Genomic DNA, 15865 nt, shown 5'->3' with positions numbered 1-15865 from the left:
GTCATTGAGTGGCTGAGTACAGATAAAGTTTTGAAGATGAAAAGCGGAGGCCAGTGCCTCCGCTTTTTCTTTGGGTGGAGCGCTATTTGTTTTGTCTTTCAAATGTATCTACGCAAACCCAAAAGTTTTGTGCGCCAGCACAGTATTGCATGGCATCTTGTGGGATTTGAGTTGGTGTTCCGGACAATGTATAAGCCAACGCATTAAAGCTTAACGCCATCAGTGCGGCTGTTACGAACATTGCGAACTTTTTCATAGCTCTCTCCTTTTGTGGCGGCACAAAGTGATAGGTGAAAAGAGAATGTTATGGACATATTCTCTGGTTTTCTTTTATCACTTGGTCTTTATCACTATTAGACTAGAACAAGATCATATTTTTCAATTATTAAAAAGAGTCAGAATCTTGTCATGCAAATAGAGTGGCCGAGCGGTGAATAATTTCACTTTGAGCAGGGAAAAGCCGTGTCTTATCTCATCAGTGAGACAGAAGGAAGCAAAGAAGAGAGTAGAAGCGTGTAACGTTTGGGGAATGGCGCTCCCTGCAGGAGTCGAACCTGCGGCCTTCCCCTTAGGAGGGGGACGCTCTATCCTGCTGAGCTAAGGGAGCCTTTCTGAAAATGCAGAAAGGCCATTATACCCAAAAGTGATGAATTATTAAGTAATTAGTATCTGCGATCTGGTTGCTTGGTCAGTAAATCGCCAGGTTGGATACTGGCAGCTAAATCGCTTTGTTGCACACTGCCTTCCGCGGAAGTTTCATAGACGCGGTCGACAACCAGCGTCATGCTGGTTTCAACCATCCGGTTACGGGAAATACCGTACTGGTCGATGAACCCGGCGGTATGCCAGAGCTTTAATTCATCACCCTGTTTTACGCCATGGACTCTGCCGACATTGATCTGTACCTGATTGCCATGTGCATTAATGACTTCAGGCAGACTGGCCCGGCAGGCCAGAGACGATTCCATGTCCAGCATGATATTCCGGCTTAAACGTTGCAGCGCAGCACCATAAGGTGATACCCAGAAGCGGGCGCTTTGAGTATCTACCTGGCTGATGCGGGAAAACGGCCATTCTGCTACTTCCCGGTATTTCCGCTGGGACAGAATTTCCCCCGTTTTGCCGTTGATCACCATGGTTTCTACGGAAAACTGTCTGTTAATTTTGTCATCAGATAGCAGGCTTTGATCAAGCGTGGAGGTCAGATCCGTCACCTGTCCGCTGATAATATATTGTGCATCATAATCTTCCGCCAGCATCATCATAGCGTCGGGATTACCTGGCTGGAGAGGGATCTCACTGGTGCCTGTCACAACAAAGCTCTGCGATTGCTTACCAATCTGCCGCTTAAGTAACTGGGTAAAATCTTTGCCGATTTGGTAAATGCCCCCCAGCGCCGCTTGTTGAGGAACACTGAGCGAGAAATCACTGATCAGCAGGCCTTTCTTGTACTGGATGTTGTGGCAACTTTTTGCCGACGGGTAGATATCAACCCTGGCGGTGACATAGTAATTGCCGTCCTTGGTAAACGCCTTGCTGATCTGCACGTGGCGAACTTCGGTGCCATTGAACTGATAATCCTGCCTGTCTTCCTGAAAGTAAGGCTTCATTTGCGCAAAGCTGGAAAAATCAGCCCCTGAATAGTACATGGCGCGGTAGACAGCGTCTTCAATCGCATTGGTTCGGGCCGATGTTTTACTTTCCAGCAAGATAGCCTGGCCAGTCACTTCAAACCAGGCGGCCTGTAGTGGTAAAGCAGTGAGCATTCCCAGACCCCAAAGGGCTTTCCTGAGCGTCTTTTTCATAGGTTTTCCAATCTCGGGGGCGATTTCGGTACGATAATTGCTAAGTTTTGTGTGTCGTTCAGGTTGAATCACCATGGATTCATGCTGATTAGCCTATCAGCTTTTTGCTGTGCCAACATCCTGAGTCGCTAGCTGATGCATGCAAAGAGTGTTCCCAAAATTTCGAATTGGGAGCGAGGCAATGAAAAGTCGTAAAGTTTTCGAGATAGCGGACGATAAAAAGCCATTGTCTCGTTTCTTCCGGAGCAGGGTAGAATGAAAAAATTGACCATCTTGCTGTTGTCGCTGCTGACAGCATCATGTGCATACTCACCAATTTATAATGGTAAAGAGAGCTATACGGGCAGCAATTTTCTGCTGGCGGAAACGCCTCGCCATACCATGGACTTTTTTATTGAAGGTCTGACCAAGCAGTTGGTCGATTCGAATCAGTACCTGACAGCGAAAACACCGCTGGCCGTGACTTCATTTGTTGATATGCAGCAGATGAATGAAACAAACTGGCTGGGTAATGCCGTTTCTGAAGGCTTCATGTATCACATGCAGCAATTGGGATACACTGTGGTGGATTACAAGGCAACCGGTGCGATACGTGTGACAGCGGAAGGGGATTTTTCCCTGAGCCGTAACTGGAAGGAACTGGCTGCTGAACAACCGGTGGACTATGTACTGACCGGGACAATGCTGCGCCAGGGTGGCGGGGTGTTGATCAATGCACGTGTGATTGGTATGCGCTCCCGCGTCGTGATCGCCAGCGCCCAGGGATTCCTGCCGGAAGACCGGATCGGACGCGATTTGGATACACTCAATAAAATGCGTCTGGAAAACGGTGTTCTGATTCGCTCAGAAGCAACAAAATTTGAGAACAATTCAATTATTTTAAAACCTTAGGAGTCACTATGCGGTTTTGGTGGATGGCTGTTTTGCTGATTACCCTGTCTGGTTGCCAGCCGTTAACAGAATTTCGCGATATCAACTTGCTGACTGCGGTTGGCTACGCTTCAATCAGCGAGCAACGCGGTCAAACCCTTGAAGAAAAACGCATTCGTGCGATGCGGGCTTCGAAAGTGGATGCTTACCGTGAGCTGACCGAGCAGGTCTATGGCATGCGTATCAGTGCCAGGACGGGACTGACAGATCAGCAACTTGATTCAGAAGAGACCGATGGCGCGGTGGACGGCGTGATTCGCGGAGCAGAAGTGATCCGCAGCTACCCGGTAGGCGATAGTTATGTGACTGAAATGCAGCTCGATTTAAATAAAATGGAGCGAATGAAGCAGCAGGGTGAGGTCTATCATGTACCTGCGAATCAGGAAGTGATGTTCTAAATACGCTTTCGTCAGGCAAGGCGGCAACTTTATGCCAGTCAGGTTGCCGCCTTGTCTTTGTCTCTAACTCTTTGCTTCTTCTTTCGGCTTGTCTGCTGACTCATCTATCCGAAAAACGGGAAGTTGCCAGCTGAAACGAATCGCGGCAAGGCGCAGCAGAAACCCTGTCACCAGTGTGACCCCTATCGCAATGTTCTCCGACACACCAAAGTGAAGCTGGGCCATGTAGAGTCCGGCAGCAATAAATGCGACCGAAGCGTACAGCTCTTTGTGAAGCACTAATGGCGTGCGACGGCAGATCAGATCCCGAAGCAAACCACCAAATACACCCGTTACCACGGCGGCAACCAGACAGATGATCACAGGTTGCCCCATATTCATGGCAACCCGGCAGCCCAAGATGCTGAATACGATCAGACCTAATGCATCTAAAATAACGAATATTTTATGAAAGCGAACCACCAGAGGCGCAATCCAGGTGGTGGCTAACCCCGCCAGGCACGTGATAAGCAGATACTGCGGGTTGGCAATCCAGTTCAGGGGATAATGACCCAAGAGTATGTCCCGAACCGTCCCGCCGCCTATGGCTGTTGCACTGGCAACCAGCATCACACCAAACCAGTCCATGTGGCGCTTGCCGGCAGCCAGAGCGCCTGTCATCGCTTCTGCGGTGATCCCGACAATATATAAAATGGTTAATAGCATGAAAATCAGACTCTTAGTGAATAGGGATAAGGTATTGGGCGCAATGGTAAATGTGATTCAAGTCAATATCCAATGAAATTTTTGAGTGGTTTCATTAGCTGACGTAATTCTGACACCCGAATGCCAAACAGATAGCCTTGCAAGCCATTCTGGCTGAGAGTGTCTACGAGATGGGAGTGAACAGTTTGAATGCTACCAGTTCGGCCTTGATTTATAACGTTTTTGCACAGAGACAGACATAGAGCACATTAGTGTCAAATAACTGACGGGTAATGGTCGGGGGGATTCAGGCTTTCAGGTTCGTGCCTAAGGAACGCAGATTCTGTGCAACACCTTCTTTGTTGTATGTCTGGTGATGACCCAGGCTCTGCTGGAACAGATTGTTAAGTTTGTGGAAACTGAGCTGCGCACGCTGCAAAGCGGCACCGTTAATCTCGTTCTGGCTTCGGCATTCGTCAACCAGCGCCTGGATGGCTTCCACTTGACGGGTAAGCTCAGGATTTTCTTTCAACTGACTGCTTTGCGAATGTCGGGCGATTTGCTGATCCTGAAGCTGGATTTTATCGACCAGTGATTTTTTGTCACTGGCATGCCGGGTAATGTCGCCAGCCTCACGGTTCACAATTGACGCCCTTTCCTGCTCTAGCAGGCGTAACAGAGCCTCAAGCGTGGCATGTTGCTGGGCAAGTAATTGTTCTATGGTTGGCGACATGTTTCTGCACTCCGGCGCTGAATCTGCAAGCTATGGATAATATCAGAGCCCGCGTAATTCGTCCTCAAATCGCAGCATATTGCTGGCCAGCCGATCCGCATCAACCTGGTAGGAACCATTGCTGATGGCATTTTTAATCGACTCGACCTTGTTGCGATCAAAGCTCGGTTCAGCAGCCAGTTGCTGATGAATTTGCCCGACCGCACGTGCCTGCGAGCTCAGTGAGACCGCATCCCGAGGCGTGTGACCAGACTCTTCTCTGGCCTCGGTCCTGCCTTGTGTGTTGTTCGTACTGCTACTGTTGCGCAGGTTGCTTAACAGCTGACCACTACGCAGGGAATCAATACTTGCCATAATCGTGTTGCCTTTAACAGATATTCATCGTTGATGCCCTGCTATCGGCAAGGCTATGACTAACTTTAGCATTTTTTTCGTTCAGTACTTCACTGTGACTTCACCAACTGCGGTAATGGTCGCATTGATAATGCGGCGTGATTTATTGTTCTGCACCCGTATGTCTTCACCCAGAGAGCCATCGGAGAGCGCTGTCCCCTTAGTTACTATGTTCAGGCCACTCTGGCCTGCTCTGATCAGCACGGAATCGTTACGGCATACCAGGCAGATATCATTACCCAGCACAGCCTCACCCATGTTGATATTACGTTTTACTGTCGAGCCGATGATTTGCTCAGGGTATTCGAACACTATGCCTCTCTGATAACGACTCTCAACCTGACGTACCTGCAAGTCTGAGTCGGCAATGACTGCGCCGCGGGCCAGTGGTCTTGCGGCAACGACTCTGGGCAGCAAGAGGGAAACCTGCACCGGTACGTAAACCTGCCAATTTGTTGAAGGGCAGCTGACCAGAACGGTGACATTGCCGGTCAGAGACTGCTTACCCGGCACAGACGTATCAAGTGCGTCTTGGCAATCACCAATGCGTAACCGGTTATCCAGCTCGGAGGCTGTAATGTCCAATTCTCCGCGCTCTGGTTTGTCCACCAGGCTTCTGATGTGATCCGCTGCTGCCTCGCGCACATTACTGAGCATATTATCGCTAGCAGCAATTGCATTCATGCTTAAGAAACCGCACAGTATGCCGATAAAGATTAAACAGAGTGTAAATTGTGTTCTTCCTGTCACGCTTTTCGCTCTTTTTATGTCGCTTTCTGGGGCTACAATTGCCCCATGATAGGGGATTTTGACTCGGATTACCCGTTGATCCTTCAAGATTGTCTATTTTTACAACAATTCATTTCGACAACTTTGGAGTCACGTTATATGTCGGGGATATTGGATTCTGTGAACCAGCGCACTCAGCTTGTGGGACAAAACCGTCTCGAGTTGCTGACCTTCAAGCTGAACCGCCGCCAGCGCTACGGCATTAATGTCTTCAAGGTCAAAGAGGTACTGCAGTGCCCTAAGCTCACAGCCATGCCGAATCTTCATCCGCTGGTGAAAGGGATAGCCCATATTCGTGGTCAGACCATTTCTGTGATTGACATGAGCCTGGCAACTGGCGGACGTCCGATTGAGAGCACAGAAAATTGTTTTGTGATCATCTCCGAGTTTAATCGCTCTGTGCAGGGTTTTTTGGTGTCTGCTGTTGAGCGAATCATTAATATGAACTGGGAAGACATTCTTCCGCCTCCTAAAGGTGCAGGCAGTGGTAACTACCTGACCGCGGTGACAGAAATTGATGGTGAATTGGTCGAAATTCTGGATGTGGAAAAAATCCTGGATGAAATTTCTCCAAGGCACACGGAAGTGTCACAGACATTGCGGGATGAGATGATTCGTGACAATCCGGTCACTCGCCGCGTACTGGTGGCTGATGACTCCAGTGTGGCGCGTAAACAGGTGCAAAGGGCAATTGAATCAATCGGTTGCGAGTGCATTCTGGTGAAGGATGGTAAAGAAGCCCTCAACAAGCTCCGTGAAATGGCAACAGAAGATAGTATCTATAATCAGCTTGATTTAGTGATTTCTGATATCGAAATGCCTGAAATGGACGGTTATACCCTGACGGCGGCCATCAGAAATGATGCCAAACTAAAAGATTTACATGTTATCCTGCACACCTCGTTGAGTGGGGTATTTAATCAGGCCATGGTAGACAGAGTCGGTGCTAATGCGTTTATTCCCAAGTTTAATCCTGATGAACTTGGCGCAGCAGTTAAAGCGGCCATGCCTGAATAAACTAACGTTAGAGTAGTAGATGACAGCCATAACAATTAAAGACCAGGAATATCGAGATTTTTGCCGTTTCTTGGAAGGTCAATGCGGTATCATTCTTGGCGACAGCAAGCAGTATCTGGTTCGGAGTCGCCTGAGTCCTTTGGTCAACCGCTTTGGTCTGGCGTCGCTCTCTGAATTGTTGCAGATTGTGATCAGTGGCCGTAACCGTGAATTACGGGTCGCGGCAGTTGATGCCATGACAACGAATGAGACACTGTGGTTCAGGGATACCTATCCGTATACTGTACTGGCCGACAAGATCCTGCCGGAACTGGCCACGAATAAGCGGCCGGTACGCATCTGGTCTTCCGCAAGCTCTTCAGGCCAGGAGCCATACTCCATTGCCATGACAGTACTGGAAACACAGCAGCGCCGCCCTGGTATGTTGCCACTGGGCATTCAGGTGACTGCCACAGATATTTCGCAAACCATGCTGGATATGTGCCGGACGGGTGTGTATGACGCTCTGGCGTTAGGCCGTGGCCTGTCCCCGGAGCGCCGGCAAGCGTTTTTCGAACCGATTGGCGACGGGCGGATGCGAATTGGCAGCAAGGTAAAGCAGATGGTAAATTTTCGTCCGCAAAACCTGAAAGACAGCTACGCGTTGCTCGGTAAGTTTGATGTGATTTTCTGCCGCAATGTCCTGATTTATTTTGCGCCAGAGATGAAAGCGAAAGTGCTCAATCAAATGGCGGCCAGCCTGAACCCAGGCGGTTACCTGCTGCTGGGCGCATCTGAGTCTCTGACCGGACTGACTGACAGGTTTGAGATGATCCGCTGTAACCCGGGTATTATCTACAAGCTGAAGTGATGCCGTCGTAGTCGAGCCGACGCATTAGAACTGATGCATGAGAACAGAAGTATTAGAACAGAGGGGTCCGTAATGGACCCTTTTTTGCGTCCCTGCATTTGTGCTTTGCCCCCGCAAGACTGCCGGCATCGCCTCCTTTCGTTCCGCTATCACACCATTTTCAATATTGGCACGCCCTTTGCAGATAAATCAGTAAGTGATTCAGGAGGCAGACGATGGCCATTTCTTTTGATAAAGCATTAGGTGTGCACCAATACACAGTTGGTGTCAGGGGTAAAAGGGCTGAAACCCTTGCCAGTAACATCGCTAACGCCAATACACCCGGTTATAAAGCAAAAGACATGGACTTTCAGCGCGCGCTGAATGCGGCAACATCAGAGGCAAAAGTTGGCCTCAGCCGTACCAATGAGCGGCATATTGCTGCCTCCACCAAAGTCATGGGTGAACAGAAGTACCGTGTGCCCGATCAGCCGGATACCGGTGATGGCAACACGGTCGATGCTCAGTTGGAGCAAAACCTGTTTATGCAAAACGCGCTGGAGTATCAGGCATCGCTGGATTTTCTGGGCTCGAAATTCAGTAATCTGAGCAAGGCATTAAAAGGGGATTAATAAATGAGTTTGTTTAACGTTTTTAATGTCACCGGTTCGGCAATGAGTGCGGAATCCGTACGTCTGAACACCACGGCCAGTAACATGGCGAATGCCAACACCGTCAGCAGCTCTGCGGCACAAACGTACAAGGCGCGTCACCCTGTGTTCGAGGCGGCGCTGCAAAGTGCCAGCTACCAGCGTGAAGAAAGTGTTCCTGTAAGGGTGAAAGCCATTGTCGAAAGCCAGAAGCCTTTGACGGCGGAATATAACCCGGCACACCCTTTGGCCAATGCCGAAGGCTATATCTATAAACCGAACGTTAACGTGATGGAAGAGATGGCGAACATGATCTCGGCTTCACGTTCCTATCAAAGCAATGTTCAGGTCGCAGATGCCAGTAAGCAGATGCTGATGCGAACACTGCAGATGGGCAAATAAGGGTAGGGAGTAACTGACATGACCGGTATTAAAGGCACAGGTCAAAGCCCTTTGTCCTATATTGACCAGCTTAAGAGCATGCAGGAGAAAAAACTGCAGTCTGAGCAGAAAGTAACTGGACAACAAGAGCTTAAGCAGGAAGATTTTCTGTCATTGCTGACCAAGCAGATGTCGCAGCAAGATCCGTTCAAACCTGTTGGTAATGATCAGATGATTGCGCAGATGGCGTCGTTTGCCACAGTTGACGGCATCAGCAAGATGAACGAACAGTTTGGTGGCCTGAATGCTGCCATGACATCCAATCAGGCCCTGCAGGCATCTTCTCTGGTCGGCCGCGATGTGCTGGTTCCGAATCCAACCGGCTCGAAATCTGCCGAAGGTGGTGTCGCGGGAATGGTTAAGTTGCCGCAATCGCTTAATAACCTGATTGTTCGGGTTGAAAATGCGACAGGCGAGCTGGTACGCAGCTTTGATTTAGGCTCTAAGCCTGCCGGTGATCATCGCGTGGCATGGGACGGTAAAGATGACCGCGGCAATATGTTGCCTGCCGGTAAGTATCAGCTGAAAGTCAGCGGACTGGCCGACGGCAAGAACTCAGAATTTGACGTTTCGACTTACGCCAACGTGAACAGCGTGCTGCTGGGCAATGGTGACGGTAATGTCATGCTGAATCTGGCTGGATTTGAGTCCCCGATTAAGCTGGCTGAAGTGCTGGAAGTCGGCAAGGCATAACGCCGGACGCATTAATAAATCACCAGCGACATCAATAAGGTGTGGCTGGTGAACAATAAGTACGCTGTACACAGAATTCAGGAGAGTCACCTATGGGCTTTAATGTCGCACTGAGTGGACTGGGCGCCGCCCAGAAAGATTTGAACACCACAAGTAACAACATTGCCAACGCCAATACTTACGGCTTTAAAGAGTCGCGGGCCGAATTTGGTGATGTGTATTCAAACTCTATTTTTTCCAACACCAAAACCACTACAGGTGGTGGTGTCCAGAATTCTGTGGTTGCTCAGCAGTTTCATGAAGGTTCCAGTATTTATACCAACAACCCGATGGATTTGCGTATTTCCGGTACCGGCTTTTTTGCCGTATCAGACCAGCGTCTGGAGCCGAACAATAACAGCCTGACCCGTAACGGTGCTTTCCATCTGGACAAAGATAATTACATTGTTAACTCAGAAGATCAGTTCTTATTGGGATACGGTGTGGATCAGGAAACGGATCAGGTGGTCTCTTATGAACCACAGGCACTGAAAGTGCCGGATCAATTTGGTCAGCCGAAAGCCACCAGTCAGGTCGAGATTGGTGTCAACCTGCCTGCTAACGGCGACCCGAAAGACATCAATCAGTTTAACTTTGAAGACCAGGATACCTATAACAAATCCACTTCTGTCACCATGTATGACTCCTTAGGTCAGCCATACAAAATGACCAGTTATTATGTGAAGGACAATACGCAGCCAAATCGCTGGGCGACGTTTTATACCGTGACGGATGCCGACGGTGAGAAGCCGCTGGACATTGCCGACGGTGAGGCAACCAATGTCGCGGGACATACCGGCGCACTGGTTGATTTTAACTTCGACGGAACAGTCGCCCAGGTAAATGGCGGTAACCCGATGATTTCTGAAGCTTTCAGTGCGGCTGGCCTGAGCATGAACGGTGCGGATGGTTCACAGACGCTGAACTTTAACTTTGATGCCCCTACTCAGTTTGCGGCGCCGTTTGAAGTGCGTAAGTTCAGTGAAAATGGTGCCACCACAGGTTATCTGGCCAAAGTGGATGTCGATGCCAAAGGCTCTATTGTGGCAACCTACAGTAACGGGGAAAACATTACCCTTGGCCGTGTCGGTATGGTTCGTGTTCCGAACGAGCAGGGGTTGCTGTCTAAGGGCGGTACTCAATGGGCGGTAAGCCAGGAGTCGGGTGCTGCTGTTTGGGGGGAGGCGACCTTCGGTGCGTTTGGTTCGGTGAAAAGCGGTACGCTGGAGCAGTCAAACATTGATATGACTCAGGAGCTGGTGGATTTGATCACCGCGCAACGTAATTTCCAGGCCAACTCCCGTGCCCTGGAAGTGGACAACAGTCTCCAGCAGACCATACTGCAAATTCGTTAATCTCATCTCGTCTGACATTGCCGCCTGAGCCTCTGATGGCGGCAATGTTTGTCCGACACCTGTCTTTCAGAAGCCATTTCTTTGGCACCTCGCTGATTTCCCATCTTTGTTATGGCAAGCATCTCTCACTAATTACCTGATCTTTCGCTGTTTCATGACTGTTTTTCAGCCATTTACCAATGTGGTACGTATATTGCTTCTAAAGCTGCAGTACTGATTGGGAGACTCGAAATGGATCGTGCACTGTACCTGGCAATGAGCGGCGCTAAACAAGATATGTATGGCTTGCAGCTTCATGCCAACAACCTGGCTAACGTTCGTACGACTGGCTTTCGCGCTGATTTAGAGCAGGCGCGGAGTATGCAGGCGTTTGGCGAAGGCATGCCGTCCCGTGTGTTTTCCATGACAGAGAGGCCGGGGCAGGATTTTGCCCAGGGGGCAGTGATGACAACAGGCCGGGATCTGGATGTTGCCGTAGAAGGTAACGGCTGGCTGGCGGTATTGGATGCCAGCGGTCAGGAAGCCTATACCCGTGCCGGTCACCTGAAAATCGATCAGACAGGCTTGCTGCAAAACAGCAATGGCAGCCTGATGGTCGGTGAAAATGGCGGCCCGATTTTTATTCCTCTGCCAATCAGCAAAATTGAAATCGGTAAGGATGGCACTGTTTCGGTCCGTCCTCAGGGCGCACCGGCCGATGCGATGGAAGTGGTTGATCGCATTAAAATGGTGAAGCCGGACAACAGTGAAGTTTTTAAAGACGTTGATGGCCTGTTCAAATCCAAAGTGCCTGCGCAGTTATTTGACGCCGATGCTGAGGTGACTCTGCTGAGCGGTGCGCTAGAGGGCAGTAACGTGAATGCCGTGGGTGAAATGACCAGCATGATAGATCTTCAGCGTCATTTTGAAATGCAAGTTAAGTTAATGAAAACCGCAGAGGAAATGGACCAGGCGTCCTCGTCTCTGCTGCGTTTGGGCTAATTAGGAAAGGAATAACACATGCATCCAGCATTATGGGTCAGTAAAACCGGTCTTGACGCTCAGCAAACAAACATCTCGACCATTTCGAATAACCTGGCTAACGCCTCGACCATAGGCTTCAAAAAGAGCCGCGCAGTGTTCGAGGATCTGTTTTATCAGAACATCAACCAGCCTGGCGGCCAGTCCACTCAGGATACGACCTTGCCATCCGGTCTGATGCTGGGGGCGGGTTCAAAGGTGGTGGCAACACAAAAAGTGTTTACTCAGGGTAATACCCAGACCACCAATAACGCCATGGACATGATGATTGAAGGCGATGGCTTCTTTCAGATCCTGCTGCCGGACGGCAACATAGGCTACACCCGGAATGGTCAGTTCACTATCAATGAAGAAGGCCAGATGGTGACCTCAGGTGGCGGTTATTTGCTGCAGCCTGAAATTGTGGTGCCGGAAGATGCGGTCAGTATTACTGTCGGTACAGACGGTGAAGTGTCTGCCCGTATCCGTAACCAGCAGGAAAGCCTGGTACTGGGCCAGCTGACCACGGTCGATTTTATCAACCCGGGCGGTATGGAGCCTATCGGTCAGAACCTGTTCCTGCCAACCGGTGCGAGCGGCGATCCGCAGGAAGGCGTGCCAGGTCTGGAAGGGTTTGGCCAGATCCGCCAGTCAATGCTGGAAACGTCCAACGTGAACGTGACTGAAGAGCTGGTCAATATGATTGAAGCTCAGCGCGTGTACGAAATGAACTCCAAAGTGATTTCAACCGTTGACCAGATGCTGAGCTATGTGAACCAGCAGCTTTAATTAAGAGTGGGGTCTAAGATGAAAAATTGGTTGTTGACTGCTTTAATACTGACGCTGACCGGTTGTGTCCAGATGCCGGAACAACAGGATGAGCTGACACAGGCGACGACCAATGTCGATGCCGTAGAAGGGAATCAGGATTCATCGGGCGGTGATTTGATTGACCTTGTACGTCGTCGTGATGACCCGCAGGCCGGCGACCCGGCCTGGAGCAGTGTTCGCCCGCAGGATAAACCGGCCCATTACGCCACGGCGACCGGTTCTTTGTTCAGCCAGGCGCTGGCGCAGGATATGTATGATGATACCCGTCCGCGCGGGATCGGTGATATTGTGACCGTGATGCTGGCTGAGAAAAACAAAGCGAATAAAAGTGCCAGTACCGATCTTGACAAGTCGACAGATCTTACCATGGACCCCCTGACACTCGGCGGCAAGCCGCTGACGATTGGCGATCGTGACATCTCTTACGATGTCAATAACTCCAATACCTTTTCAGGCAGTACCTCAGCCGACCAGAGCAACAGCATTCAGGGCTCAATTTCAGTCGAAGTGGTTGACGTATTGGCGAACGGTAATCTGCTGGTGCGCGGCGAGAAGTGGTTGACACTCAACAGCGGTGATGAGTATATCCGGCTGAGCGGCACGATTCGTCCTGACGACATCACGCAGGAAAACACCATAGAATCGACCCGGATTGCCAATGCCCGCATTCAGTATTCCGGCACCGGCGACAGGCAGGATGTACAGGAGCAGGGCTGGCTGGCCCGGTTCTTTAACGTCAGTTTGTAAGCCATGTATTTCCCTTTAACCGCCACCCGACGATGAGAGTATGACAGTGACCAGACAAATGCTATGGGCAGGACTCGCCCTGTTGATGGCTTTCCCTTTGCAGGCCGCCCGAATTAAGGATGTCTCTGAAGTTGCCGGGGTGCGGAGTAACCAGTTGTCAGGTTACGGTCTGGTTGTTGGTCTGCCGGGAACCGGGGAAACCACGCCATTTACCGACCAGAGCTTCAATGCCATGTTGCAAAACTTCGGCATCCAGTTGCCGGCAGGCACCAAACCCAAAACCAAGAATGTGGCCGCTGTAGCTGTCAGCGCGACCTTGCCGCCTTTCACCAAGCAAGGTCAGCATATTGATATCACTGTCTCTTCTATCGGCTCGGCGAAAAGCCTGCGCGGCGGCACCTTGATTCAAACTTTCCTGCGCGGCCTGGACGGTAAAGTCTATGCGGTGGCGCAGGGCAGCCTGGTGGTTGGCGGCTTCAGTGCCGAAGGTCTGGACGGTTCTAAGCTGGTGGGCAATAACCCGACGGTCGGCCGCATTGCAAACGGCGCGATTGTCGAGCAGGAAGTCCCTAACCCGTTCAGCCGCGGCGATCATCTGACTTTTAACCTGTTTGAATCTGATTTCACCACAGCGCAACGGATGTCAGATGCCATCAATCAGTTTCTCGGCCCTGATATGGCCGCGCCCATTGATGCCACTTCGGTACGTGTACGTGCGCCGCGAGATGTGAGCCAGCGGGTGGCTTTCCTGTCGACTATCGAAAATCTTGAATTCGACCCGGCCGAAGGCGCGGCGAAAATTATCGTGAACTCCCGTACCGGGACAATCGTTGTCGGGCAGCATGTAAAGCTCAAACCGGCAGCGATTACCCACGGTGGTATGACAGTGTCGATCCGGGAAAATCCTACTGTCAGCCAGCCCAATCCATTCTCCGGCGGCGAAACTGTGGTGGTACCTGACTCTCAGATTGAAGTGACGGAAGAAGACTCCCGGATGTTTAAGTTCAATCCGGGGATTACCCTGGATGAGCTGGTACGCGCGGTCAATCAGGTGGGGGCTGCGCCTTCCGATCTGATGGCGATTCTGCAGGCACTGAAACAGGCTGGTGCCATTGAAGGCCAGCTGATCATTATTTAATTATGGCTGGCACCTTGTGTGAAGGTGCTGATGGAAAGACCATTACAGGCAGATAACTGACGATGAAACCGACGGACCCAGGCTTTGTCAACGACCTTGCTAATCTTGACAGACTTCGTGCTGGCATCAAAGGCAAAGGGGATACGGAATCTTTGAGAGCAGCAGCAGAGCAGTTTGAAGCCCTGTTCACTCAAATGCTGTTTAAATCGATGCGTCAGGCCAATGAAGCCTTTGAGTCTGATCTGATGAGCAGCTCAAACACCAAGTTTTTTGAAGAAATGCGCGACGAGCAAATGTCCAGTGAACTCAGCGCCCGCGGTTCGCTTGGTCTGGCTGATCTGATCGTAGAACAGCTCAGCGCATTAGAGCAGCCACCGGCAACACCGGAAGAGCAGGCGAAAGCGGCGCAAGAAAAAGCCGCCGGTTTCGAGGCCATTCAGCAGTCGCGTCAGGTGTCTGCCGATGATGTGCTTGCTAAAGTCTTCGCTGCCAAAGATACAACAGCTATAGACACGGCGGCTAAAGATAAGATTGCGTCCGCGCCGGAACAAGCGGCGATACCAGCAGCTTCTGCCACCACGCCAGCTGATCTTGTTCGTTCGCCACTGCGCCAGCCGCAGGAAAAACCGTTTTCCTCGCCGGAAGATTTCGTGACCCGTATGCGTCCGTTTGCTGAAAAAGCGGCAGGCATGCTGGGCACCGATCCGGCAGTGCTGATTGCGCAGGCGGCACTGGAAACCGGCTGGGGTAAAAAAGTGGTTAAAAATGCGGCAGGTGACAGTAATAATCTGTTCAACATCAAAGCGGACCCACGCTGGGCCGGCAATAAAGTGGCCACTCAGACGCTGGAATATCATGACGGCATTCCGGTTCAGGAGCGGGCGGCATTTCGCTCTTACAATAGTTATGAAGACAGCTTCAACGACTATGTCCGTTTTCTGAATGACAACCCGCGTTATTCAGAGGCACTGGCCTCGCCGCAAGATCCGCGCCGTTTTATCCGTAACCTGCATCAGGCCGGTTACGCAACCGATCCGAAATACGCTGATAAAATCATCAATGTGATGGAGTCAGTGAAAAAGCTGATGAAATAAGTGTCATTAAAGTCACTGGATCCCCGGCGAGCGGGGATGATAAATGTCACTAAAATTCATTGATTTAGTGTTATTCCCACGCAGGCGGAATTCTCAGATCACGGCATGTCAGCGATGTGCCGAGCCGATGTCGCCAGCGGTTTTCCAGCAAAACTTCTTGCTCCCCCTTTCCGGCAACGAATTGCCCATTTCAGGCTACCTGCCTTTGTAACTACATGAAAAATAAAAACATAAATATTGGAATGATTTTTGCTTATTAATCTCCAGTAAAGTAACTCCCCCGAGGTTTTCTGGAGGCGC

The 15865-nt window shown here is 50.6% G+C and carries 19 protein-coding genes and 1 tRNA gene; 13 read left to right on the top strand and 7 right to left on the bottom strand.

The window, feature by feature from the left end; all coding sequences use genetic code 11:
- Positions 1 to 82 precede the first annotated feature (82 nt).
- From Q4491_RS10130 to Q4491_RS10120, 3 genes are all read right to left on the bottom strand, one after another.
- Positions 83 to 256: a hypothetical protein gene (locus Q4491_RS10130; protein ID WP_162940893.1), complete on the bottom strand. Its 174-nt coding sequence runs from the start codon at positions 254 to 256 to the stop codon at positions 83 to 85.
- Positions 257 to 530: 274 nt separating this feature from the next.
- Positions 531 to 607: transfer RNA gene (locus Q4491_RS10125), tRNA-Arg, on the bottom strand.
- A 55-nt stretch (positions 608 to 662) separates the two neighbouring features.
- Positions 663 to 1805 (bottom strand): flagella assembly protein FlgT, encoded by a 1143-nt coding sequence (locus Q4491_RS10120; protein ID WP_192014677.1) that lies wholly within the window; start codon positions 1803 to 1805, stop codon positions 663 to 665.
- A gap of 255 nt (positions 1806 to 2060) precedes the next feature.
- On the opposite strand from Q4491_RS10120, the gene Q4491_RS10115 reads away from it, so the two are divergent.
- Entirely contained in the window at positions 2061 to 2696 is a 636-nt protein-coding gene (locus Q4491_RS10115) for a FlgO family outer membrane protein (protein ID WP_192014678.1), read from the top strand.
- A gap of 8 nt (positions 2697 to 2704) precedes the next feature.
- Positions 2705 to 3133, top strand: a complete 429-nt coding sequence (locus tag Q4491_RS10110) for an LPP20 family lipoprotein (RefSeq protein ID WP_120510248.1) — start codon at positions 2705 to 2707, stop codon at positions 3131 to 3133.
- A 63-nt stretch (positions 3134 to 3196) separates the two neighbouring features.
- Here the strand turns inward: Q4491_RS10110 and Q4491_RS10105 are convergent, their stop codons facing one another.
- The 4 genes from Q4491_RS10105 to flgA all read right to left on the bottom strand — a co-directional run bounded on the left by Q4491_RS10105 (position 3197) and on the right by flgA (position 5627).
- Complete coding sequence (locus Q4491_RS10105) at positions 3197 to 3838, bottom strand: trimeric intracellular cation channel family protein (RefSeq protein ID WP_192014680.1); 642 nt, start codon at positions 3836 to 3838, stop codon at positions 3197 to 3199.
- 286 nt (positions 3839 to 4124) lie between these two features.
- Positions 4125 to 4550: a flagella synthesis protein FlgN gene (locus Q4491_RS10100; protein WP_192014681.1), complete on the bottom strand. Its 426-nt coding sequence runs from the start codon at positions 4548 to 4550 to the stop codon at positions 4125 to 4127.
- A gap of 42 nt (positions 4551 to 4592) precedes the next feature.
- Positions 4593 to 4904 carry a flagellar biosynthesis anti-sigma factor FlgM gene (flgM, locus tag Q4491_RS10095; protein WP_120510251.1) on the bottom strand — a complete coding sequence of 104 codons (312 nt, stop codon included), beginning with the start codon at positions 4902 to 4904 and terminating at the stop codon, positions 4593 to 4595.
- 81 nt (positions 4905 to 4985) lie between these two features.
- The gene (gene flgA, locus Q4491_RS10090; RefSeq protein WP_237028839.1) at positions 4986 to 5627 is read right to left on the bottom strand and encodes a flagellar basal body P-ring formation chaperone FlgA; all 642 of its coding nucleotides are present in this window, start codon (positions 5625 to 5627) and stop codon (positions 4986 to 4988) included.
- Positions 5628 to 5831: 204 nt separating this feature from the next.
- On the opposite strand from flgA, the gene Q4491_RS10085 reads away from it, so the two are divergent.
- From Q4491_RS10085 to flgJ, 11 genes are all read left to right on the top strand, one after another.
- Positions 5832 to 6749, top strand: coding sequence for a chemotaxis protein CheV (locus tag Q4491_RS10085; RefSeq protein ID WP_192014683.1), 918 nt, complete (start codon positions 5832 to 5834; stop codon positions 6747 to 6749).
- Between the two features lie 19 nt (positions 6750 to 6768).
- Positions 6769 to 7599 (top strand): protein-glutamate O-methyltransferase CheR, encoded by an 831-nt coding sequence (locus Q4491_RS10080; protein ID WP_303457177.1) that lies wholly within the window; start codon positions 6769 to 6771, stop codon positions 7597 to 7599.
- Between the two features lie 215 nt (positions 7600 to 7814).
- Positions 7815 to 8210 carry a flagellar basal body rod protein FlgB gene (gene flgB, locus Q4491_RS10075; RefSeq protein ID WP_192014685.1) on the top strand — a complete coding sequence of 132 codons (396 nt, stop codon included), beginning with the start codon at positions 7815 to 7817 and terminating at the stop codon, positions 8208 to 8210.
- Positions 8211 to 8213: 3 nt separating this feature from the next.
- Positions 8214 to 8630 carry a flagellar basal body rod protein FlgC gene (gene flgC, locus Q4491_RS10070; protein ID WP_027253915.1) on the top strand — a complete coding sequence of 139 codons (417 nt, stop codon included), beginning with the start codon at positions 8214 to 8216 and terminating at the stop codon, positions 8628 to 8630.
- A gap of 18 nt (positions 8631 to 8648) precedes the next feature.
- A complete protein-coding gene (locus Q4491_RS10065) occupies positions 8649 to 9362 on the top strand; it encodes a flagellar hook assembly protein FlgD (protein WP_192014686.1) in 714 nt (237 codons plus the stop codon).
- Positions 9363 to 9454: 92 nt separating this feature from the next.
- On the top strand, positions 9455 to 10756 hold the full coding sequence (flgE, locus tag Q4491_RS10060; protein WP_192014687.1) for a flagellar hook protein FlgE: 1302 nt from the start codon (positions 9455 to 9457) through the stop codon (positions 10754 to 10756).
- Between the two features lie 231 nt (positions 10757 to 10987).
- Positions 10988 to 11737 carry a flagellar basal-body rod protein FlgF gene (gene flgF, locus Q4491_RS10055; protein ID WP_237794791.1) on the top strand — a complete coding sequence of 250 codons (750 nt, stop codon included), beginning with the start codon at positions 10988 to 10990 and terminating at the stop codon, positions 11735 to 11737.
- 18 nt (positions 11738 to 11755) lie between these two features.
- Positions 11756 to 12544: a flagellar basal-body rod protein FlgG gene (gene flgG / locus Q4491_RS10050; protein ID WP_027253919.1), complete on the top strand. Its 789-nt coding sequence runs from the start codon at positions 11756 to 11758 to the stop codon at positions 12542 to 12544.
- 18 nt (positions 12545 to 12562) lie between these two features.
- A complete protein-coding gene (gene flgH / locus Q4491_RS10045; RefSeq protein WP_192014689.1) occupies positions 12563 to 13333 on the top strand; it encodes a flagellar basal body L-ring protein FlgH in 771 nt (256 codons plus the stop codon).
- Positions 13334 to 13373: 40 nt separating this feature from the next.
- The gene (locus Q4491_RS10040) at positions 13374 to 14471 is read left to right on the top strand and encodes a flagellar basal body P-ring protein FlgI (RefSeq protein WP_272872717.1); all 1098 of its coding nucleotides are present in this window, start codon (positions 13374 to 13376) and stop codon (positions 14469 to 14471) included.
- Between the two features lie 62 nt (positions 14472 to 14533).
- Positions 14534 to 15565 (top strand): flagellar assembly peptidoglycan hydrolase FlgJ, encoded by a 1032-nt coding sequence (flgJ, locus tag Q4491_RS10035; protein WP_192014690.1) that lies wholly within the window; start codon positions 14534 to 14536, stop codon positions 15563 to 15565.
- The last annotated feature ends 300 nt before the right edge of the window (positions 15566 to 15865 follow it).

The organism is Photobacterium sp. 2_MG-2023, assembly GCF_030547675.1.
GTDB classification, from domain to species: Bacteria; Pseudomonadota; Gammaproteobacteria; order Enterobacterales; family Vibrionaceae; genus Photobacterium; species Photobacterium arenosum.
The sequence above is the reverse complement of the archived record's forward strand: the minus strand, read 5'-3'. Positions and strand labels throughout refer to the sequence as shown.